This window comes from Sphingomonas gei (genome assembly GCF_004792685.1).
GTDB lineage: Bacteria > Pseudomonadota > Alphaproteobacteria > Sphingomonadales > Sphingomonadaceae > Sphingomonas > Sphingomonas gei.
The window spans coordinates 273,739-293,315 of record NZ_SRXT01000004.1 but is presented as its reverse complement, the minus strand read 5'-3'; the positions used below and the strand labels follow the sequence as shown (position 1 = coordinate 293,315).

Here is a 19,577-nt window from a genome sequence, read left to right as displayed (position 1 = left end):
CTCGCATGGAAACCCTCTCCACCCACAAGGCGCATGGCGGCGTGCAGGGCGTCTATCGCCACGCCTCGGCAGCGACCGGCACCGACATGATTTTTTCGGTCTATGTCCCGCCGCATGCGGCGGGCGCGAAGCTGCCGGTGCTCTGGTATCTCTCGGGGCTGACCTGCACCCATGCCAACGTCACCGACAAGGGCGAATATCGCCGTGCCTGCGCCGAACAGGGCGTGATATTCGTCGCGCCCGACACTTCGCCGCGAGGCGAGGGCGTGCCGGACGACGAGGCCTATGATTTCGGCCAGGGCGCCGGCTTCTATGTCGATGCGACCGAGGCGCCCTGGACGTCGCACTTCCAGATGCGCGACTATATCGAACGCGAGCTGCCCGAGCTGATCGCCGCCGAATTCCCCGCCGACCTGGCACGGCAGGGGATCACCGGCCATTCGATGGGCGGGCACGGTGCGCTGACCGTGGCGCTGCGCAATCCCGGGCGGTTCCGCAGCGTCTCGGCCTTCGCGCCGATCGTCGCGCCGAGCGTCGTGCCCTGGGGCGAGAAGGCGCTCGCCGGCTATCTCGGCACCGATCGCGCGGCGTGGCGGCGCTATGACGCCTGCGCGCTGATCCTCGATGGCGCGCGCGTGCCCGAGCTGCTCGTCGATGTCGGCGACGCCGACCCGTTTCTCCACGAGCAGCTCCGCCCCGAGCTGCTGCAGGCAGCCTGTGACGCTGCCCATATCCCGCTGACGCTGCGGCTCCAGCCGGGCTACGATCACAGCTATTATTTCGTCTCGAGCTTCCTTGCCGATCATGTCGCTTGGCACGCGCTGCGGCTGAAGGCGTGAGCCGCTACGACGTCCTGATCGTCGGCGCCGGGCATGCCGGCGCCCAGGCCGCGATCGCGCTGCGCCAGCACAAGTTCGCCGGATCGATCGGGCTGCTCGGCGACGAGCCCGAGCTGCCTTATGAGCGCCCGCCGCTCTCCAAGGAATATCTCGCTGGCGACAAGCCGTTCGAGCGGCTGCTGATCCGCAACGCCGCGTTCTGGGACGAGCGGCAGGTGGCACTGCTTCCCGGGCGCTCGGTGACGCGAGTCGACTCGGTCAACCACGATGTCACCACTGCCGATGGGGAGACGATCGGCTATGGCACGCTGATCTGGGCGACCGGCGGCAAGCCCCGGCGGCTGGCCTGTATCGGCGGCGATCTGGCCGGGATCCACACCGTCCGCACCCGCGCCGATGTCGATGCGATGATCGCCGAACTGCCCGACGTGCGCCACGTCGCGGTGATCGGCGGGGGCTATATCGGATTGGAGGCTGCGGCGGTGCTGGCGAAGCTCGGCCGCGAAGTGACCGTGCTCGAGGCGCAGGACCGCGTGCTGGCGCGGGTCGCCGGCGAGCCGCTGTCGCGCTTCTTCGAGACGGAACACCGCGCCCACGGCGTCGAGATCCGGCTCGGCGTCACCGTCGAGGCGATCGAAGGCAGCGGCCGCGTCACTGGCGTCCGGCTCACCGGCGGCGAGACCGTGCCCGCCGAGATGGCGATCGTCGGCATCGGCATCGAGCCGGCCGTCGCGCCGTTGCTCGATGCCGGCGCGAATGGCGGCAATGGCGTGCTGGTCGACGCGCAATGCCGCGCTTCGCTGCCGGACATATTCGCCGTCGGCGATTGCGCGCTGCATGCCAATCGCTTCGCCGAGGATCGCTGCATTCGACTCGAATCGGTGCAGAACGCCAACGATCAGGCGACGGTGGCGGCCAAGACGATATTAGGCATCGAGGCTGCTTATGACTCGGTGCCGTGGTTCTGGTCGAACCAGTACGACCTCAAGCTCCAGACCATCGGCATCTCGTCCGGGCATGAGGCGACCGTCCTGCGCGGCGATCCGGCGAGCCGCAGCTTCTCGCTGCTCTATCTGCGCGCCAGCCGCGTGATCGCGCTCGATTGCGTCAATGCGACCAGGGACTATGTCCAGGGCCGCAAGCTCGTGCTCGAAGCGGCGGCGATCGATCCGGCGCGGCTTGCAGACAGCCTGACCCCGCTCAAGGACCTCGCAGCCGTGGATATTCCAAAAGGGGCAACAGGATGCTGAACTTTTTGCGGCCGGCGCTGGCCGCCCTCGCGCTGGCTATCGCCGCCCCGGCACATGCGCAGGCGCTCAAGGACGCCGATCCGGCATTGTGGGTGGTGGAGGATGCCGACACCACAATCTATCTGTTCGGCACCGTGCATGTGCTCAAGCCGGGGCTCAGCTGGTTCGACGAAGCGGTCTGGGCGGCGTTCAACCAGAGCGATCAGATCATGCTCGAGATGATCGAGCCCGATCAGGCGACGATGGCGGGCATGATCATGAAGCTCGCAGTCAATCCCGCCGGCCCCGCGCTGACCGACAAATTGCCCGCCGAAAAGCGCCCGGCTTATACCAAGGCGCTTGCCGATCTCGGCATCCCGGCAGCATCGCTCGATCGGTTCGATCCGTGGTTCGCCGCCGTCACGCTGAGCGTCGCGGGGCTGCCCAAGCTCGGCTACAATCCCGAGAGCGGGGCCGAGCGCACCATCTCCGCCGCCGCCAAGGCCGCGGGCAAGAAGCTGGAAGGGCTCGAGACCGCCGAACAGCAGCTCGGCTATTTCGACTCGCTGCCCGAGCCGCTCCAGATCCAGTTCCTCGTCTCGACGGTGGACGAGTTCCCGAAAATGGGCAGCGAGCTCGACAAGATGGTGGCGAGCTGGGCCGCGGGCGATCCCGAATCGCTGGCGGCTTTGCTCAACGAAGGCATGCGCGAGACACCGGAGATCGGCAAAAGGCTGTTGTCCGATCGCAACGCGCGCTGGGCCGAATGGATCGAGCAGCGCATGCAGACTCCCGGAAATGTGTTCATCGCCGTCGGCGCCGGGCACCTTGCAGGTCGCGACAGCGTTCAGGCGTGGCTGGCGAAGCGCAAGCTCTCCGCCAAGCACATCCGCTACTGATTGCTCTCGGAGAGATTCGCATGTCCAAAGGCCCGCGCCCCCTTCTCGGCCTCCTTGCCGGCGTCGCCGCCGGACTGGTCGCCTCAGCCGCAATGGCGGCGTTCCAGGCGCAGGCGCAGAAGCTGTTGCCCGACAATGGCGACGAGGATCCGGCGACGGTGAAGGCGGCCGATGCCGCGAGCCTGGCAGTGATTGGCGATCCCGTTCCCGAGCTGTATCGTGCGGCGGCGGGACAAGCGGTCCATTATGTCGCCGGCGCCGTGATCGGCGGCATCTATGGCGTGCTCGCCGAATACCGGCCCGAGGCGCGTTCGGGGTTTGGCAGCGCCTATGGCATCGCCACCGCCGCATTGGTCGACGAGGCTGCGGTGCCCGCTGCGGGGCTCGCGCCGGCGGCGGACGAGACACCGTTGATCGCGCACGCTTATGGCGCCGCATCGCACCTTGTCTATGGCTGGGTTCTCGAAGGCGTGCGCGCGCTGATCGCCGGGCGGCGCTAGAGCAGCAAGTCTTGGGTCGCCGCATTGCGGCCCACCGGACCGCCCCCAGTGCGGCGGATATGCTCCTGCTCGGCAGTGTGGCGGACGTCGATATCGCGGTCGCCCAGGAAGACCGCGAGCGAGTCGTCGTCGATCTCGCTCCATTCCTTGCCGCGATCGGGGCCGTAGCGGACCCGCGGCAGCAGCCCGGGTTCGTTCGACCATGCAATCAATTGCTCGACGCTGGCTTCGTTGAGCATGTCGCGCAGATGAAAGGCCGTGACGTAGGCGTCGGGAAACGCGCGGTGCGCCGGCAGGCCGCGTTCGTGCTCCATCCCCACGGGCTTGCGCCAATAGCGCAGCATCTGGTTCGAGAAGCCCGGCGAACTCGGCCATAGCCGCATCGCGCATTTCCAGGTGCAGATCCAGTCGGCGCCGCGGGTGAGAGAGGCCGTGCAGAATTGCTGCTCGAAATCGGCGCGGTGCGCCGCCAGCGCGATGCGGCGCGGCCATGGATCGAGCACCGGCCGGGCGACATCGTGCCAATACGGCGCGTCGGCGACGTCCTCGTCGCGGATATGGTGGACCGCCATCGTCAGCGGCGGAATCTGGCGGCCTGGATTGACCATCCGGTTGCCGCCGTCGCCATAAATCTCCCAGCGCCCATCGGGCTGGAGCGCAATGTCCTGCCAGCCAATCTCGCAGACGCCGTGCGCAGGCGGTGCCTGGCCGGTGGTTTCGAGATCAATGACGCGGATGAGCGAGGGGGCGCGGGAGGCCATGCCGGCTAGGTGGGGCGTGACGTCATGAAATACCAGCCGAAACTTGCGGCTACTTCGTCGACACCGCCGTCGGGTCGCTTGGAGCGCCGCTCTCCTGCCCGACACGGGCCTTGTGCTTCTGCAGCAGCTCCTCGGCGCGTTCGGCCAGTTCCTTGGTCGCCTCGATGCTTTCGCGAAGCGCGGCCTGCGCGTCTTCTATCTCGGCAATGTCCTTGACGGTCTTTTCACGCACGGCCCGCTCCCACTCGAGCGGACAAACTCTTGATCCAGATCAAGGTTCCATCCGCTCAAGTGGTGGCGTGAATCAATGTGCGGCTTGCGGACCCCGCTCCAGCCCGCTTGCGGCGAGCTGCGCATCGATCATCGCCATCAGTCGATCGAGGCCATCCTGGCTCTTGGCCTCGGCGCGCGCAACGAGCACGTCCTGGGTGTTCGAGGCGCGCAGCAGCCACCAGCCATCGGGGGTGTTGACGCGCGCACCGTCGGTGCGGTTGACGTCGGCGCCTTCGGCCTCGAGCCGCTCGAGCACTTCGTCGATCACCGCGAACTTGCGCGTATCCGATACTTGGAAGCGCATCTCCGGCGTGTTGATCATCGCCGGCATCTCGTCCTTGATCTGGGTGAGCGACTTGCCGATCACATGGACCGCCTGGATCAGCCGGATCGCGGCATATTGCGCGTCGTCGAAGCCATAATAATTGTGCGCGAAGAAGATATGGCCGCTCATCTCGCCCGCCAGCGGCGCCCCGGTTTCCTTCATCTTGGTCTTGATCAAGCTGTGCCCGGTCTTCCACATCAAAGGCTGACCGCCCAGCTCGGCGACGCGGTCGTACAGCGCCTGGCTGGCCTTGACGTCGGCGATGATCGTCGCGCCGGGCAGCTCGCGCAGCACGGGTTCGGCCAAAATGGACAGAAGCTGGTCGCCCCAGACCACCCGGCCCTGTCCGTCGATCGCGCCCAGCCGGTCGCCGTCGCCGTCGAAAGCCAGTCCGAAATCGAGGTTCTTCTCGGCGACAAGTCGCTTGAGGTCGGCGAGGTTCTTTTCCTCGGTGGGATCGGGATGATGGTTCGGGAAATTGCCGTCCACTTCGGTGAAGATCGTATGATGCTCACCCGGCAGCAACTTGACGAGCTTCTCGACCACCGGACCGGCGGCGCCATTGCCCGTATCCCATCCGACGCGATAGGCGCCGCCGGCGTACCCTGCCATCAGCCGCCCGACATAATCGTCGAGGATGTCGTAGTCGCTGACAATGCCCTCGTCGCCGGGCTCGACCGATTCCCAGTCGCCTTGCTCGGCCATCCGGCCGAGCGTCTGGATGTCCTCGCCGAAGAACGGGAGATGCTGCAGCACCATCTTGAAGCCGTTGTAATTGCCGGGATTATGGCTGCCGGTTATCTGGATGCCGCCATCTACCTCGAGCACTGCCTCGGCATAATATAGCATCGGCGTGGGGCCGAGGCCGATGCGCACCACGTCGCAGCCCGACGCTGTCAGCCCTTCGACCAGAGCCGCCTCGAACTCGAGCGACGAGTTGCGGCCGTCACGGCCCACCGCCACCCGGTGCCCGCCGGCGCGGCGGACCAGGGTTGCGAAGCCGCGGCCGATCGCGCGCGCGTCATCGGGTCCGAGCGCTTCCCCCACGATTCCGCGAATGTCGTACTCGCGCAGCGAAGTGGGATCGAAACGGTGCGTCATGGTGCCTCCGGGGAAGATGTTGCCCGCGTAAATCGCGAGCGGGGCGAAAGTTCAATTGCGCATGCGTAACAAGCGCGAAGCGGCGGCCCGTGTGGGCTATGCGCTACGGCGAAGCAACGTATCGCGCGCCGCATTGATCCGCCGGGTCAGCTCCTCCGATCCGCCCTTGTCGGGATGGACCGCGCTGACCAGCCGGCGGTGCGCGCTGCGGATCGCTTGCTCGTCGGCATCGGCGCCGACGCCGAGGATCGCGCGGGCTTCGTCCTGCGGCATTTTGGGCGCGCGAGGCTTGGGCCGGGGCTTGACGAACAGGTACCAGAGCGCAGCGAAGATCAGCGCCGCGAGGATAGCCTTGGCCATCAGGCGAACAGCGGCATGGTGACTTCGGGAAGTGCGAGTCCCGCCATCATTTCGCGCAACTCCTGTCGCGCGGCGACATGGCTGAGCCCCATCTCGCCGAATTCGCGACTGTCGAGCATCGTCAGCCCCTGCGGAAACAGTTCGCGATAGATGACGCGCTCGGACAGGCCGGAGATCACCCGAAAGCCGACGCGCTTGGAGAGCTGGTCGATCGCTTCGGAGACGCGGCGCATGTTGCGCGCCTCGATGTGCTGCATGCGATTGCGCAGCACCACCCAGTCGATCGTCTCGCCATCGGCCTTGGCGCGGCGCTTGCGCGATTCCCAGATCAGCTCGGAATAGAAGCTCGGGCGGGTGACCTTGTAGGTATCGGGATCGACATGGCCGATCAGGTCGAAATCGACGAAGCTGTCGTTCATCGGGGTGACGAGCGTGTCGGCGTTGGTGACGGCGATGCGGGCGAACTTGTCGTCGCGCCCCGGCGTGTCGATGACCAGGAAGTCGGCGCGCGAACCGAGCCGTTCGAGCGCATCGGAAAAGAAATCCATGCTCTCGCCGTCATGCGTCTCATATTCAGGCGTCGGCAGTTCGCGCCCCATCCGCTTGACCGTCGCGCGGCGATTGTCGAGATAGCGCCCCATCGTGCGCTGGCGATGATCCAAGTCGAAGCATGCCACCCGCGCACCCTTCGCGGCGAGCGCGATCGCTGCGTGGACTGCCGTCGTGGACTTGCCGGTGCCGCCCTTTTCATTGGCAAAAACGAGCACGTGCAAGCGCTTAGCTCCGTCGGTCAATCGCACAACATCCTTTATTGATCCAGCCGCCCGCGCCCCATAGAAGGCCGCGCTCCTGTTGTATCGAAAGTGATCAAGCGTGCAAACCGTCCGTCAACTCGATGCCCTTCGCGGCGCCGTCGCCACTTGGCGCGCGGCGGGCGAACGCGTCGCGCTGGTGCCGACGATGGGGGCGCTGCACGACGGGCACATGGCGCTGGTCGAGGCGGCGAAGCGCGCGGCGCAACGCGTGGTGGTGTCGATCTTCGTCAATCCGAAGCAGTTCGGCCCGAACGAGGATCTAGCCCAATATCCGCGCAAGGAGCTGGCGGATTCGCGGATGCTCGCGGCGGCGGGAGTCGACTTGCTGTGGCTGCCGCCGGTCGAAACGATGTATCCCGCGGGCTTCGCCACCAACATCTCGGTGGGTGGCGTGAGCGAGGTGCTCGACGGCGCGCATCGCCCCGGCCATTTCGACGGAGTCGCGACGGTGGTGGCGAAGCTATTCAACCAGGTCCGGCCGGATGTCGCCTTGTTCGGCGAAAAGGACTGGCAACAGCTCGCCGTGATTCGCCGTCTCGTCGCGGACCTCGATCTCGACCTCGAAATCCAGGGGGTGATGACCCAGCGTGAGGATGACGGGCTCGCGCTCTCGTCGCGCAACGCATACCTGACTCCCGAGGACCGCGCGCAGGCGGTGGCGCTGCCGCGTGCGCTGGGTCTGGTCGAACGGACGATCGCCAAAAGCGGCGACTCGGAAGCGGCGCTGGCGCAGGCGCGCGAGATACTGACCGCCGCGGGCTTCGATATCGATTATGTCACGCTGGCCGATGCCGAGACGCTGGGCGACCCGATCGAGGGCCGTGCGATGCGGTTGCTCGCCGCGGCTCGGATCGGCGGCACGCGGCTGATCGACAACATTCCCGTGACTACGAGTGAATACGGTTAACCGCATTAACCTTTTGTTTCCCGCTTACCTGCCAATCCTTGCAACACTAGGGATCAGCAATTGGATGAGCGGCAATGGCCAACAGCATCAAGAGCGCACGTTTCCTGATCGAGAGCCGGCTGAGTGACGCAGCGCGCGGTGACTCGAAGGCATGTTTCGATTTGGGCATCGTCTATTCGAGCGGCGCCGAGGGCGTCGCCGTCGATCTGGTCGAAGCGCATAAATGGTTCAACATCGCCGCCGTCTCGGGCAGCGACCGCGCCGCCGAGTGCCGCGCCGAGATTTCCGAGGACATGACCGCGCGCGAGATCACCGACGCGCAAAAGGCAGCGCGGGCCTGGCTGCGTGGGCTGGAGATGCGCGCGGCCTGAGGTTGGTGTCTCTCAGCGACCACGGTCGTCATCCCCGCGAAAGCGGGGACCCATCTCCCGCACGCTCCACTCGATACAACAGCTGTCGTCTTCGCTGGATTCGCCGGAGATGGGGCCCCGCTTTCGCGGGGGGTGACGATGATTATTCCTTAGCGGCTTTCTTAACCGCCGGCTTCTTGGCAGCAGCCTTCTTGGCCGGCGCTTTGGCCGCCGCCTTTTTCGGCGCGACCTTTTTCTTGCCCTTGCCCTTGGGCGGTCCCGCCGCCGCACGCGCGTCGATCAACTGGGCGGCTTCCTCGAGCGTCAGCTGGTCCTTGTCGATCGACTTGGGCAAAGTCGCATTGGTCTCGCCATCGGTGACATAGGCGCCGTAGCGGCCTTCCATCAGCTTGATCTCGGCTTCGGTGCGCGGATGCGGCCCGAGTATCTTGAGCGGCTCACGCGCGGCCCCCCGCGCCGGGCGCCCGCCATTAGCCGCCGCCTCGGCGAGCTTGACCACGGCGGCGTTCATCCCGGTCTCGAACACTTCGGCGGTCGACTGGAGCCGGGCATATTTGCCGGCATGCGCCAGATACGGGCCGTAGCGGCCGATCGACGCCGTGATCGGCTGGCCGCTCTCGGGATGGTTACCCACCGTCCGCGGCAGCTTGAGCAGCTTGAGCGCCCATTCGAGATCGAGCTCGACATCCTTGGGGATCGACGCACGCGCCGCCTCCTTGCCCTCGCCGAGCTGGATATAAGGGCCGAAGCGCCCCGATTTGCGCTCGACGTTGAGCCCGGTGTCGGGGTCCACGCCCAGCACTTCGGGCCCGGTCGATTCGGCGCCGTCGCCCCCCGGCTCGCCGAAGCGGCGGGTGAATTTGCAGTCGGGATAGTTCGAGCACGCCACGAATGCGCCGAACTTGCCGCCGCGCAGCGCCAGCCGACCATTGCCGCAATTGGGGCAGAGCCGCGGATCGCTGCCATCGGCCTTGGCCGGAAACAGATAGGGTTCGAGGAACAGATCGAGCGCGGCGGTGACTTCGCTCGGCTTCTGCTCCATCACTTCCGTCGTGCGCGGCTTGAAATCCTTCCAGAAGGATTCGAGCACTGCCTGCCATTCGGCGCGGCCGCCGGAGACGTCGTCCAGCTCTTCCTCGAGCTCGGCGGTGAAATCATATCCGACATATTTCTCGAAGAAGCGCTCGAGGAACGCCGTCACCAGCCGGCCGCTCTCCTCCGCGAAGAAGCGGTTCTTCTCGATCCGCACATAAGCGCGATCCTTGAGGGTCTGGATGATCGAAGCATAGGTCGACGGGCGGCCGATGCCGAGCTCCTCGAGCCGCTTGACCAAGGAGGCTTCGGAGAAGCGCGGCGGCGGCTGGGTGAAATGCTGCTCGGCGTTGACCGCCTTCTTGGCCGGCGCGTCGCCCGCGGACATGCGCGGCAGGCGGCGCGAATCCTCGTCGCCCTCATCGTCGCGGCCTTCTTCGTAGAGCGCGAGATAGCCGGGGAAGAGCACGACCTGGCCGGTGGCGCGCAGCCCGTGCTGGCCGGTGCCGTCCTCGAGGTCGATCGTGGTGCGTTCCATCCGCGCCGACGCCATCTGGCTGGCGAGCGCACGCTTCCAGATCAGGTCGTACAGCCGGCCATGATCGCCGCTGCCGGCCTTGTCCTTGGAAAAGTCGGTCGGGCGGATCGCCTCATGGGCTTCCTGCGCGTTCTTGGCCTTGGTGGTGTAGATTCGTGGTTTGTCGGGCACGTAGCCGCCGTCATAGCGCGTCGCGACGGCCCTGCGCGCCTCCTGGATCGCATCCGGGTCCATCTGGACGCCGTCGGTACGCATATAGGTGATCGCGCCGTCCTCGTAGAGCCCCTGCGCGATGCGCATCGTGTGGCTCGCCGAGAAGCCGAGCTTGCGCGCGGCTTCCTGCTGTAGCGTCGAGGTGGTGAAGGGCGGCGGCGGGTTGCGCATCGCCGGCTTGGTCTCGACCGAGGCGACCGAGAAGCGGCCCTCCTCGACCGCCTTCTTGGCGGCGAGCGCAGTGCCTTCCGCGCCGATCGTCAGGCGATCGATCTTGTCGCCCTTATATTTGACCAGCCGCGCTACGAACGGGGTGCCGTCCTGCTCCATGTCGGCGGTGACCGACCAATATTCCTGGGGCTTGAAGCTCTCGATCTCGCGCTCGCGATCGACGATGATGCGCAGCGCGACCGATTGCACGCGGCCGGCCGACTTGGCGCCCGGCAACTTGCGCCACAGCACCGGCGAGAGCGTGAAGCCGACGAGATAGTCGAGCGCACGCCGGGCGCGATAGGCATCGATCAGATCGGTATCGAGCTCGCGCGGGGCCTTCATCGCCGCCAGGATCGCCGGCTTGGTGATCGCATTGAAGGTGACTCGCTCGACTTCCTTGGGAAGCACCTTCTTGTTGCGGAGCACTTCCTGGACGTGCCAGCTGATCGCCTCGCCTTCGCGATCGGGATCGGTCGCGAGGATCAGGCGGTCGGCAGTCTTGGCGAGATCGGAGATCGCCTTTAGCTGCTTCGACTTGTCGGCATAGGTCTCCCACTCCATCGCGAACCCGTCTTCGGGGTTCACCGACCCGTCGCGCGGCGGCAGGTCGCGGACATGGCCGTAGGAAGCGAGGACGCGATAGTCCGAGCCGAGATATTTTTCGATGGTCTTCGCCTTGGCGGGCGATTCGACGATGACGAGCTGCATGGGGGTTAAGCTATCCTCACGTGTACGCGTGTAAGGTGGGGACCGGTTGGAGGCGGCGTCAAGCGGGGTCGTTGCGGAACCGCACGGATCGTGGGGCGTATCCAGCGCGCGCAGCATGGAGGCCGAATTGACCAACCCGGAATCCCTGCCGCCCCCCGCACCCCGCCGTCGCCGCATCTGGATCGCCTTGCTGGTGCTCGCGGCGCTGCTCGCCGCGGGCGCGATCGCCCTGATGATCTTCGCGCGCGACACCGCCGTCGAGCCGCCGCCCCGCGTGACCGATCCGATCGAGGCGCCGCGCCACGTCTCGGCGATCGCCGTGCCGCTCGACGTCAACACCTCGGTGTTGTCGCAGGCGCTGGAGCGGGCGATCCCGCGCACTTTGTGGTCGATCGACAAGCATCTCGACGAATGCGTTCCGCCGGCGCGGGTGCGGCTGTTCAAGAAGAGCCTGAAGGTCACGCCGTCGCTGGGCTGCACCGTCACCGGCACGGTCACCCGCGCGCCGGTCCGGCTGCGTGGACAAGGCGAGGACATCATCGCCGACGTGCCGATCCACGCGACGATCGCCGCACGCGATGTCGGCGGTGTGCTGAAGGGCAAGACCGCGACCGGATCGGCGATGGTCCATGCCCGCGTCCGGCTGACGCTGCACGAGGACTGGCGCGCGACGGCCAAGGTGGATCTCGCTTATGACTGGACCGACCCTCCCGGGATCGACTTGCTGGGCAAGCGAATCACCTTCACCGACAAGGCCGACGAGAAGCTCCAGCCGATCGTCGCCGAGCTGGAGCGCACGCTGCCGGCGGAGATCGCCAAGCTCAACATCCGCGCCAAGGTCGCCGATGCGTGGCGCCAGAGCTTCACCGCGCTGGAACTCAACAAAGACAACCCGCCGGTGTGGATGCGGATAACGCCGCAGCGGCTGAGCTATGGCGGATACAGCCTGTCGGGCGGCAAGCTGCGGCTCAAGCTGGGAATGGCGGCGCTGACCGAGACCTTTGTCGGCCCGCGCCCGCAGGATCCGAAACCCATCCCGCTCCCGCCGCTGACCCGCGACGCAGGCGGTGCGCAATTGCGCTTCTTCGTGCCGGTGATCGCCGATTATGCCCAGCTCGAGCCGGTGATCCTGAAGGCGCTGACCAAAAGATCGCAGCGGCCGTTCGAGTTGCCCGGGATCGGGCCGGTGCGGGCGCGATTCGAGAAGGTCGTCGGCTACGGCACGAGCGGCGGGCGGATCGCGGTGGGTCTCACGCTGATGGCCCACCCCGAGGGCAGCAGCGAGGAGACGCGCGGGATCGTCTGGATCACCGCGAAGCCGGTCAATGCGCCCAATTCGCAGCGCGTCGCGTTCGAGGCGCTGGCGGTGAACGGCAACACCGATGGCGTCGGCGGCGACATTCTGGTCCAGCTCGTCCGCAATCCGGCGGTCGCGACTGTCGTCGCGCAATCGCTCACCCAGAATTTCGAGCGCGATTTCCAGAAATTGCTCGGCAAGGTCGAGCGCGCGATCGTCGAAAAAAGGACCGGCGACTTCGTCATCCGCGCGGACATCGGCGACGTCCGCACCGGCGTGCTGCAGGCGGGTGGGCAGGGACTGTATCTGCCGGTCTGGGCCGATGGTTCGGCGCGAGTCGAGTATCGGCCGCACTGATCGTGCGTGAAGTCAGGCGAGGCTCACTCTGCCGCCGGCGTGGCGCTCCAACCGTCCGGCGAGTTCGAGCTCGAGCAGTACCGTCTGGACGATCGCCGGGCTGAGCGCAGCCTGGCGGACGAGCTCGTCCACCTGGACCGGGACCGGGCCGAGCAGGCCGGTAACCTTGCGTCGCTCGGCATCGCTGGCGTCCGCGGGCGGGGGACCTTCGAAGCGGCTGGCGGGCGAACGCACGGCGCGCGCGTCGATCGGGCGGATCGCCTCGAGGATATCCGCGACCGACTGGACCAACGTCGCGCCCTCGCGGATCAGCAAATTGCAGCCTTGCGCCCGCGGATCGAGCGGCGAGCCGGGCACCGCCATCACTTCGCGGCCGGCTTCGGCGGCGATCCGCGCCGTGATCAGCGAACCCGATCTCGGCGCGGCCTCGACCACCACGGTGCCGGTCGCCAGACCGGCGATGATCCGGTTGCGCGAAGGGAAGAAGCGGGCGAGCGGCTCGGTGCCGGGCGGCTGCTCGGCGATCAGCAGGCCTTCGCGCGCCACCCGCTCCTGCAACTCTGCATTTTCCGGCGGGAAGGCGATGTCGATCCCGCTGGCGATTACCCCGATCGTGCCGCCGGCGAGCGACCCGAAATGCGATGCGGTGTCGACGCCACGCGCCAGCCCCGAAACCACCGTGACGCCCTGCTCGGCCAGCCCGAGTGCGAGCTGGCGGGCGAACCGGCACGCCGCCGCCGAGGCATTGCGCGCGCCGACCATCGCGACGCAGATCCGTTCGGCGAGCGCGACTTGCCCGCGCACGATCAGCGCCGGCGGCGCGCTCTCCAGCTCGGCGAGCAGCAGCGGATAGTCCGGATCGTCGAGGAACAGGTGGCGCGCGCCGAGCTTCTCGACCACGGCGATCTCGCGCCGGATCGCGCCCGGGTCGGCAATCACGGGGACACGCCCGCCGCCGCGCGCCGCCAGCATCGGCAGCGCCTCGAGTGCCGCAGCGGCGGTGCCGAAACGGGCGATCAGATGCCGATAAGTGATCGGGCCGATATTCGCCGAGCGCAGCAGCCGCAGCCGTGCCTCGCGCGGATCAGCCATGCGTGCTGCCGATGCGCGGCTCGGTGCCGCTCAGCAGACGGTCGATATTCTCGCGGTGCTTCCACAACACGATCAAGGCGAGTGCGAGCAGCAGCAGGACCAGGTCGATGCGACCCCAGAACGCCGCGCTGACCGGCGCGCTGATCGCCGCGCTGATCCCGGCGAGCGACGAGATGCGCAATGCCGCGAGCAGCCCGAGCCAGACCGCTGCATAGACCAGGCCCGAAGGCCAATGCAGCGCAACGACGATGCCCATCAACGTCGCGACGCCCTTGCCGCCGCGGAAGCGCAGCCACACCGGGTAGCAATGGCCGAGGAACGCCCCCATTCCGGCGAGCACCGCCGTTCCCGGAAACAGCCAGTCGGCGAGCAGCACCGCCGCCGCGCCCTTGGCGAGATCGAGCAGCAAGGTCGCCGCCGCAAGCCCCTTGCGGCCGGTGCGCAGCACGTTGGTAGCGCCGATATTGCCCGAGCCGATCTGGCGCAGGTCGCCCGCCCCGGCGATTCGCGTGAGCAGCACGCCGAACGGGATCGATCCCAGCAGATAGCCGAGCAGGATCGCGGCAGCGGCAGGCATCCAGACGATTTCGGTTGGCAAAATAGACCCCCTGTCGCCGCCAACATAATCCATGTCGGGTAGGGCGCAACTGCCGTGCCCCTACGGTTGACGGAGGCCCGGCTGCGAGCCATGCGCCCGGCATGACCGACAGCCGCCCGATCCTGTTCTTCGATTCCGGCGTCGGCGGGCTTTCGGTGCTCGCGCCGACGGCGCGGCTGCTGCCGCAAGCGCCATTGGTCTATGTCGCCGATTCGGCCGGTTTTCCCTATGGGACGCGTAGCGAGGCCGAAATCGCCGCGCGGGTCCCGGCGTTGCTCGGTCGGCTTGCCGAGCGTTACGATCCGCGGCTGATCGTGATCGCGTGCAACACGGCCTCGACGATCGCGCTCCAGCATGTCCGGGCGGCGCTCGACGTGCCGATCGTCGGCACCGTTCCGGCGATCAAGCCCGCCGCCGAGCGCAGCCGGACGCGCGTGATCGGCGTACTCGGCACCGATGCGACGGTGCGGCAACCCTATGTCGACGATCTCGCCGCGCGGTTTGCCGCCGACTGCACCGTGATCCGGCACGGTTCGGCCGAGCTCGTCGAACTGGCCGAAGCCGCGCTCGGCGGCGAGCGGCCGTCGATCGCTACGGTTCGGGACGCGCTGGCAGGGCTTTTGTCGCAAGACCGCGCCGGCGAGATCGACGTGATCGTCAATGCCTGCACGCACTTTCCGCTGATCCAGGACGCGCTCGAGTCTGCGATTGGCGGCAAGGTCAGCTTCATCGATGGCGGCGCCGGAATAGCGCGGCGCGTGGCGTATTTGACGGCAGGCCAGCAATGGCCAGAGCCAATTTCCGGGCGCGCGGTATTCACTGCAAGGAGCGCACGTACCGACAAGCTTGCGCCTGCGCTGGCGCGGTTCGGGCTGGTCGAAGTCGAGACGCTCTAGGCTCCCGCTGCCATCGCATTTGTTGCCGTGTTTTGCAGCAAGCTCGAATAGCGTTCTGCCAATTCGAGATGGACCTGTTGGGCGACCGTATTTTCCGCCCGCGCAGCATGGTCGCGCTCCTGCCGTTCGCGCCGCCGATAATATTCGAGGTCCCGGCTGTTGTTGTTACCGCTCATGTTGCCGCTCCACTGACCAAGCGAGAGCATGTATCTCTCTGCCGCGGACTTGCTTGCGCCCCGATTCGCCCGCGATACGAATCACATAGCATTCCGGCAGCTTGCGGATCATGATCCGGATCAGGACTTTACCATACGCTTTAAAATCTTTTCTATGGCTTTGGATGAGAATGCGGCATTCCGGCCGCGCATATCGCACGCGGCATTCTATCCTTCCGTATGGGTGGAATTCGACGGATTTTGGGGGTAGGGAGCGGGCCCATGCACACCAAGGACAGCCCGGCACCCGCAGTCGACTATTCGCGGGTCTTCAATCAGGCGATCGGCCGGCTCCACGCCGAAGGCCGATACCGGGTGTTCATCGATGTTCTGCGCAACAAGGGCGCTTATCCCAATGCGCGCTGCTTCGCCGGGCATAACGGCCCCAAGCCGATCGTCGTGTGGTGCTCGAACGATTATCTCGCAATGGGCCAGCATCCCGATGTGATCGCGGCGATGGAGGAAGCGCTCCACGATGTCGGCGCGGGCTCGGGCGGCACGCGCAACATCGGCGGCAACACCCATTACCATATCGAGCTCGAGCGCGAGCTCGCCGACCTGCACGGCAAGGAAGGCGCCTTGCTGTTCACTTCGGGCTATGTCTCGAACGAGGCGACGCTGTCGACGCTTGCGAAGCTGATGCCCGGCTGCATCGTCTATTCGGACGAGTTGAACCACGCCTCGATGATCGCCGGCATCCGCAATTCGGGCTGCGAGAAGCGCGTGTTCCGCCACAACGATCTCGCGCATCTCGAGGAGTTGCTCGCCGCCGACGATCCCTCGGCGCCCAAGCTGATCGCGTTCGAGAGCGTCTATTCGATGGACGCCGACATCGCGCCGATCGCCCAAATCTGCGACCTCGCCGACAAGTACAATGCGCTAACCTATCTCGACGAGGTCCATGCCGTCGGCATGTACGGCGCGCGCGGCGGCGGCATCTCCGAGCGCGACGGCGTGGCCGAGCGCATCACGATCATCGAAGGCACCTTGGGCAAGGCGTTCGGGGTGATGGGCGGCTATATCGCCGCCGACCAGGTCGTCATCGACGTGATCCGCAGCTATGCCCCAGGCTTCATCTTCACCACCTCGCTGTCGCCGGTGCTGGTCGCCGGGGCGCTCGCCAGCGTGCGGCATCTCAAGGCCTCCACCGCCGAGCGCGACGGCCAGCAGGCTTCGGCCGCCAGGCTCAAGGCGCTGATGGCCGAGGCCGGGTTGCCGGTGCTCCCGTCGACCACGCATATCGTGCCGCTGATGGTCGGCGATCCGGTCAAGGCCAAGAAGATCAGCGACGTGCTGCTCGCCGAATACGGCGTCTACGTCCAGCCGATCAACTATCCCACCGTGCCGCGCGGCAGCGAGCGGCTGCGCTTCACCCCCGGCCCCGCGCACGACGAAGCGATGATGCGCGAACTCGTCGGCGCATTGGTCGAGATCTGGGGACGGCTGGAGCTTCGGCTCGCGGCGTAAGCAGCGGGACGCGCGGCGGCTCAGTCGAGCGTGATCGTCGTATCCCCACCGGGAACCCGAAGCGGGTGACCGAAACCAACGACTTCCTGTACGCTATATCCGTCGGCGTTTGGGTCGGTCATCACCCGTACGACTTGGGCGGCAGCGTCGATAACCCAATAATTCGCCACGCCGGCCCGGCCATAATCGATGCGCTTGACGCCTAGATCGCGCGAGAGCGTAGTATCGGCGATCTCGACGACCAGCATGACATCCTTGCCTTCAGGCATGCGGTCCGAGGGGAGATCGCTGGCATAAACCGCGATGTCTGCCGCGCGGACCGTCGTCTCGTCTATCCTGATGGCAAGGTCCGATGCGATTCGGAAGTTCTCGACGGGCAGCACGCTGCGCAATTGAAGCGCGACCGAGATGTTGCGCTCGCCATGCGACGGTAAGGCCGGCATCATCTTTTCGAGCACCCCCTCAGCCAGCTCGGCTCGCATGTCCGCGAAAGCCCCGAGCCGCATCATCCGCTCGAAATCGGCTGCGGTGAAGGCTATTCGCCAGTCCTGATCGGAGGCAATGCGAACCTGCTCGTTCATATCCTCACACTATCACGACATCCGGCGCCATGCGACTCCTACGCCCGGCGCAGCGCGGCGCTCCACGCATAGCCACGATGTAGCGGCGTGAAGTCCAGCCCCAGCCCTTCCGCCTCGGCGACACGCTTGAGCACCGCCGGCAACTCGCGACGGGGAAAGACATGGAAGTCGTTGAGCGATTTGAAGTGCAGCCGCCTCGCCCAGCCCGGCAGCCGCTCATATTGGCCGAAATCGACGATGTGGAGGCTGCCGCCCGGGGCCAGACACGCCGCGCCGCGCTCGATCGCTTCCTGCCAGGGCGGGATCATCGACAAGGTGTAGCTCATGAACGCGCGGTCGACCTGCGCCAGCCCGAACAGCGTCTCCACATCGAAGCTGCCGGCATCGCCCTGGGCGAGGGTGATCCGGTCGCCCAGGCCCGCGCCTGCCACCGACTTGCGGGCGGTTTCCAGCATCGCCTCGCTGATGTCGAAGCCGTAGAAGCGCGCATCGGGCCATCGCCGCGCCGCGACGATCAAGTTGCGCGCGGTGCCGCAGCCGACCTCGAGCACGCTGCCGTTCGGCGGCGGCGCGAGCTGCGCAATCAGGCGGTCACGCCCGAACAGGTAGAATTTCCGCGTGAAGTCGTAGATGTGGCGGTGGAACGCATAGACTGCATCCATCGCCTGCTTCTGTTCCGCAGCGCCGCCGGCCTGACTCATAGATGCGGCTTCAGCGTCCACAGGTGCGTTGCGCCATAGACCGAGGAGCGATCGCGGCGGGTCCAGTCGGCGAGTTGCGCCGGATCGGCATATTGCCACTGGTCGAGGATCGCCGGCGCCACATGCCCCACCACGACGTCGGGCACCGCTGCGGTGCGATACAGCACCCGCGCGCCGGGCTTGGCAGTGCGGGTGATCTCGCTCCAGATCCGGGTCAGCTGCGCATCGGTCATCCAGTCCTGCGCGTCGAGCAGCACATAGCGGTCGAGCGACTGCGCCGGCATGCTCTCGAGATAATCGGCCATGTTCTGGTGGCGAACCTCGACCCTACTGGCACGCGCATGCACTTCGTCGTATCGCCCCGCCTGGAGATAGGGCGGCAGCGGCGCGTCGGCATGCTTGCCATAGCCGCGGCCGAACGCCTGCCACGCGTAATAATTGTCCTTGAGATCGAAGTCGCAGGCGAGCTTGCGCAGGCGGCTCTTCAGTGCGCCGGTGATGCCCTGCGCGTCGTCGGCCTTGAGCAGGTCATATTGCACGGGCGGGATGCCGAAGCCGAACAGGGCCGCCGGCTGATCGACGAGCCAGCGGAAGAACTTCTTCTCGAAAAAGGGTGCATAGCGCGTCTCGAAGATCGCGCGCTGCTCCTCGCGGGTTTGCGCCTCGAGGATCTCGCGCGGATCGATGCGGTAAACCTTGCCGAGGAAATGCGCGAAGCCGATCAGGCGGCCGAGCAGCCCGCGGCGATAAAAGCCGGTGGCGAAGCCCGAGATGCGGCGGCGTCCGCTCCAGTCGCGGGCGTCCCAATACGCGCGCGTCGTCTCGTCGAGGTGATCGCGCAAATGGCGCTTGTAGAGATCGACATTCTCCGCGCGGTCGGCATCGGCGAAGAAGCCGCGGAAGCTGGCATAATCGGGCAGCCGCTGCGCCGCCGCCTGCTTGAGCTTGTTGAGCGCGATGTGGGCGGGATTTAGATCGACCGCGGTGATCGCTCTGGGATTCGCCGTCAGATAAGAGAAGACGTTGCACCCGCCCGAAGCGATGGTGACGACATGGCTATCGGGCGTAATCGCCAGCGCCTCCATGTCGATCTCCGGGTCTTCCCAGATCTGGGCGTAGACGAGGCCGCGGAACGCAAAGGTGAAGGCGCGCTCGAGCAGGCCTTCCTTGCTAAGATGTTCGTGCCGGTGCACCGCACCTCGCACGGCGCCGTTTTTGGGCGCTTTGGCAATAGTTCGCATGGCCGGCCTCCATGAGTGGACGCCCGCAGCATGCGCCGGGCGAAGCCT

21 protein-coding genes are annotated in these 19,577 nt (G+C 66.5%); 9 read left to right on the top strand and 12 right to left on the bottom strand.

The genetic code is table 11. The annotated features are described in order from the left end of the window. Positions 1-5 precede the first annotated feature (5 nt). From fghA to E5A73_RS11265, 4 genes are read left to right on the top strand one after another with little or no spacing between them, the layout of a single operon-like run. Positions 6-839, top strand: coding sequence for an S-formylglutathione hydrolase (fghA, locus tag E5A73_RS11280; protein ID WP_135963926.1), 834 nt, complete (start codon positions 6-8; stop codon positions 837-839). Next, complete coding sequence (locus tag E5A73_RS11275; RefSeq protein WP_240700137.1) at positions 812-2,089, top strand: NAD(P)/FAD-dependent oxidoreductase; 1,278 nt, start codon at positions 812-814, stop codon at positions 2,087-2,089. Before fghA ends, E5A73_RS11275 begins: the two co-directional genes overlap by 28 nt. Continuing rightward, the gene (locus tag E5A73_RS11270) at positions 2,083-2,967 is read left to right on the top strand and encodes a TraB/GumN family protein (protein WP_135963924.1); all 885 of its coding nucleotides are present in this window, start codon (positions 2,083-2,085) and stop codon (positions 2,965-2,967) included. Before E5A73_RS11275 ends, E5A73_RS11270 begins: the two co-directional genes overlap by 7 nt. A 20-nt stretch (positions 2,968-2,987) precedes the next feature. Beyond that, entirely contained in the window at positions 2,988-3,467 is a 480-nt protein-coding gene (locus E5A73_RS11265) for a DUF1440 domain-containing protein (RefSeq protein WP_135963923.1), read from the top strand. Here E5A73_RS11265 and E5A73_RS11260 read toward each other — a convergent pair. From E5A73_RS11260 to E5A73_RS11240, 5 genes are all read right to left on the bottom strand, one after another. After that, a complete protein-coding gene (locus E5A73_RS11260; RefSeq protein ID WP_135963922.1) occupies positions 3,464-4,228 on the bottom strand; it encodes a 3'-5' exonuclease in 765 nt (254 codons plus the stop codon). The two genes, E5A73_RS11265 and E5A73_RS11260, sit on opposite strands and share 4 nt — an antisense overlap. Before the next feature lie 49 nt (positions 4,229-4,277). Then, entirely contained in the window at positions 4,278-4,460 is a 183-nt protein-coding gene (locus E5A73_RS11255; RefSeq protein WP_135963921.1) for a hypothetical protein, read from the bottom strand. Between the two features lie 72 nt (positions 4,461-4,532). Continuing rightward, positions 4,533-5,927 carry a phosphoglucomutase/phosphomannomutase PgmG gene (gene pgmG / locus E5A73_RS11250; RefSeq protein ID WP_135963920.1) on the bottom strand — a complete coding sequence of 465 codons (1,395 nt, stop codon included), beginning with the start codon at positions 5,925-5,927 and terminating at the stop codon, positions 4,533-4,535. Between the two features lie 96 nt (positions 5,928-6,023). After that, complete coding sequence (locus E5A73_RS11245) at positions 6,024-6,287, bottom strand: J domain-containing protein (RefSeq protein WP_135963919.1); 264 nt, start codon at positions 6,285-6,287, stop codon at positions 6,024-6,026. Beyond that, positions 6,287-7,060, bottom strand: coding sequence for a division plane positioning ATPase MipZ (locus tag E5A73_RS11240; protein ID WP_420822572.1), 774 nt, complete (start codon positions 7,058-7,060; stop codon positions 6,287-6,289). The genes E5A73_RS11245 and E5A73_RS11240 overlap by 1 nt, the downstream gene beginning before the upstream one ends. Before the next feature lie 100 nt (positions 7,061-7,160). Here E5A73_RS11240 and panC point away from each other — a divergent pair, with 100 nt between their 5' ends. Both panC and E5A73_RS11230 read left to right on the top strand, forming a co-directional pair. Then, the gene (panC, locus tag E5A73_RS11235; RefSeq protein WP_135963917.1) at positions 7,161-8,009 is read left to right on the top strand and encodes a pantoate--beta-alanine ligase; all 849 of its coding nucleotides are present in this window, start codon (positions 7,161-7,163) and stop codon (positions 8,007-8,009) included. 74 nt (positions 8,010-8,083) lie between these two features. Beyond that, entirely contained in the window at positions 8,084-8,380 is a 297-nt protein-coding gene (locus tag E5A73_RS11230) for an SEL1-like repeat protein (protein WP_135963916.1), read from the top strand. 142 nt (positions 8,381-8,522) lie between these two features. Here the strand turns inward: E5A73_RS11230 and topA are convergent, their stop codons facing one another. Next, positions 8,523-11,084, bottom strand: a complete 2,562-nt coding sequence (topA, locus tag E5A73_RS11225; protein WP_135963915.1) for a type I DNA topoisomerase — start codon at positions 11,082-11,084, stop codon at positions 8,523-8,525. A 127-nt stretch (positions 11,085-11,211) separates the two neighbouring features. Here topA and E5A73_RS11220 point away from each other — a divergent pair, with 127 nt between their 5' ends. After that, positions 11,212-12,738, top strand: coding sequence for a DUF4403 family protein (locus E5A73_RS11220; protein ID WP_240700136.1), 1,527 nt, complete (start codon positions 11,212-11,214; stop codon positions 12,736-12,738). Positions 12,739-12,750: 12 nt separating this feature from the next. On the opposite strand, the gene dprA is transcribed toward E5A73_RS11220, so the two are convergent. Together dprA and plsY are read right to left on the bottom strand one after the other, a co-directional pair. Continuing rightward, a complete protein-coding gene (dprA, locus tag E5A73_RS11215; protein ID WP_135963914.1) occupies positions 12,751-13,830 on the bottom strand; it encodes a DNA-processing protein DprA in 1,080 nt (359 codons plus the stop codon). After that, a complete protein-coding gene (gene plsY, locus E5A73_RS11210) occupies positions 13,823-14,407 on the bottom strand; it encodes a glycerol-3-phosphate 1-O-acyltransferase PlsY (protein WP_135964227.1) in 585 nt (194 codons plus the stop codon). The genes dprA and plsY overlap by 8 nt, the downstream gene beginning before the upstream one ends. 122 nt (positions 14,408-14,529) lie before the next feature. On the opposite strand from plsY, the gene murI reads away from it, so the two are divergent. Further along, a complete protein-coding gene (gene murI / locus E5A73_RS11205; protein WP_135963913.1) occupies positions 14,530-15,324 on the top strand; it encodes a glutamate racemase in 795 nt (264 codons plus the stop codon). On the opposite strand, the gene E5A73_RS11200 is transcribed toward murI, so the two are convergent. Next, a complete protein-coding gene (locus tag E5A73_RS11200; protein WP_135963912.1) occupies positions 15,321-15,530 on the bottom strand; it encodes a hypothetical protein in 210 nt (69 codons plus the stop codon). The genes murI and E5A73_RS11200 overlap by 4 nt on opposite strands. Before the next feature lie 231 nt (positions 15,531-15,761). Here E5A73_RS11200 and hemA point away from each other — a divergent pair, with 231 nt between their 5' ends. Continuing rightward, entirely contained in the window at positions 15,762-17,006 is a 1,245-nt protein-coding gene (gene hemA / locus E5A73_RS11195; protein ID WP_135963911.1) for a 5-aminolevulinate synthase, read from the top strand. Between the two features lie 20 nt (positions 17,007-17,026). On the opposite strand, the gene E5A73_RS11190 is transcribed toward hemA, so the two are convergent. The 3 genes from E5A73_RS11190 to E5A73_RS11180 are packed head-to-tail and all read right to left on the bottom strand — an operon-like array spanning position 17,027 to position 19,529. Further along, a complete protein-coding gene (locus tag E5A73_RS11190; protein WP_135963910.1) occupies positions 17,027-17,587 on the bottom strand; it encodes a Uma2 family endonuclease in 561 nt (186 codons plus the stop codon). Positions 17,588-17,625: 38 nt separating this feature from the next. After that, positions 17,626-18,288: a class I SAM-dependent methyltransferase gene (locus E5A73_RS11185; RefSeq protein WP_135963909.1), complete on the bottom strand. Its 663-nt coding sequence runs from the start codon at positions 18,286-18,288 to the stop codon at positions 17,626-17,628. Further along, on the bottom strand, positions 18,285-19,529 hold the full coding sequence (locus E5A73_RS11180) for a BtaA family protein (protein WP_135963908.1): 1,245 nt from the start codon (positions 19,527-19,529) through the stop codon (positions 18,285-18,287). The genes E5A73_RS11185 and E5A73_RS11180 overlap by 4 nt, the downstream gene beginning before the upstream one ends. Positions 19,530-19,577: the final 48 nt, after the last annotated feature.

Excerpts from the sequence above, each read along its gene's own strand:
- hemA (WP_135963911.1), top strand. The coding sequence starts at position 15,762 with ATGCACACCAAGGACAGCCCGGCACCCGCAGTCGACTATTCGCGGGTC.
- E5A73_RS11185 (WP_135963909.1), bottom strand. The coding sequence starts at position 18,288 with ATGAGTCAGGCCGGCGGCGCTGCGGAACAGAAGCAGGCGATGGATGCA.
- E5A73_RS11230 (WP_135963916.1), top strand. The coding sequence starts at position 8,084 with ATGGCCAACAGCATCAAGAGCGCACGTTTCCTGATCGAGAGCCGGCTG.
- E5A73_RS11200 (WP_135963912.1), bottom strand. The coding sequence starts at position 15,530 with ATGCTCTCGCTTGGTCAGTGGAGCGGCAACATGAGCGGTAACAACAAC.
- E5A73_RS11245 (WP_135963919.1), bottom strand. The coding sequence starts at position 6,287 with ATGGCCAAGGCTATCCTCGCGGCGCTGATCTTCGCTGCGCTCTGGTAC.
- E5A73_RS11190 (WP_135963910.1), bottom strand. The coding sequence starts at position 17,587 with ATGAACGAGCAGGTTCGCATTGCCTCCGATCAGGACTGGCGAATAGCC.
- fghA (WP_135963926.1), top strand. The coding sequence starts at position 6 with ATGGAAACCCTCTCCACCCACAAGGCGCATGGCGGCGTGCAGGGCGTC.
- E5A73_RS11265 (WP_135963923.1), top strand. The coding sequence starts at position 2,988 with ATGTCCAAAGGCCCGCGCCCCCTTCTCGGCCTCCTTGCCGGCGTCGCC.
- dprA (WP_135963914.1), bottom strand. The coding sequence starts at position 13,830 with ATGGCTGATCCGCGCGAGGCACGGCTGCGGCTGCTGCGCTCGGCGAAT.
- E5A73_RS11260 (WP_135963922.1), bottom strand. The coding sequence starts at position 4,228 with ATGGCCTCCCGCGCCCCCTCGCTCATCCGCGTCATTGATCTCGAAACC.
- plsY (WP_135964227.1), bottom strand. The coding sequence starts at position 14,407 with ATGCCTGCCGCTGCCGCGATCCTGCTCGGCTATCTGCTGGGATCGATC.
- topA (WP_135963915.1), bottom strand. The coding sequence starts at position 11,084 with ATGCAGCTCGTCATCGTCGAATCGCCCGCCAAGGCGAAGACCATCGAA.
- E5A73_RS11270 (WP_135963924.1), top strand. The coding sequence starts at position 2,083 with ATGCTGAACTTTTTGCGGCCGGCGCTGGCCGCCCTCGCGCTGGCTATC.
- pgmG (WP_135963920.1), bottom strand. The coding sequence starts at position 5,927 with ATGACGCACCGTTTCGATCCCACTTCGCTGCGCGAGTACGACATTCGC.
- murI (WP_135963913.1), top strand. The coding sequence starts at position 14,530 with ATGACCGACAGCCGCCCGATCCTGTTCTTCGATTCCGGCGTCGGCGGG.
- E5A73_RS11180 (WP_135963908.1), bottom strand. The coding sequence starts at position 19,529 with ATGCGAACTATTGCCAAAGCGCCCAAAAACGGCGCCGTGCGAGGTGCG.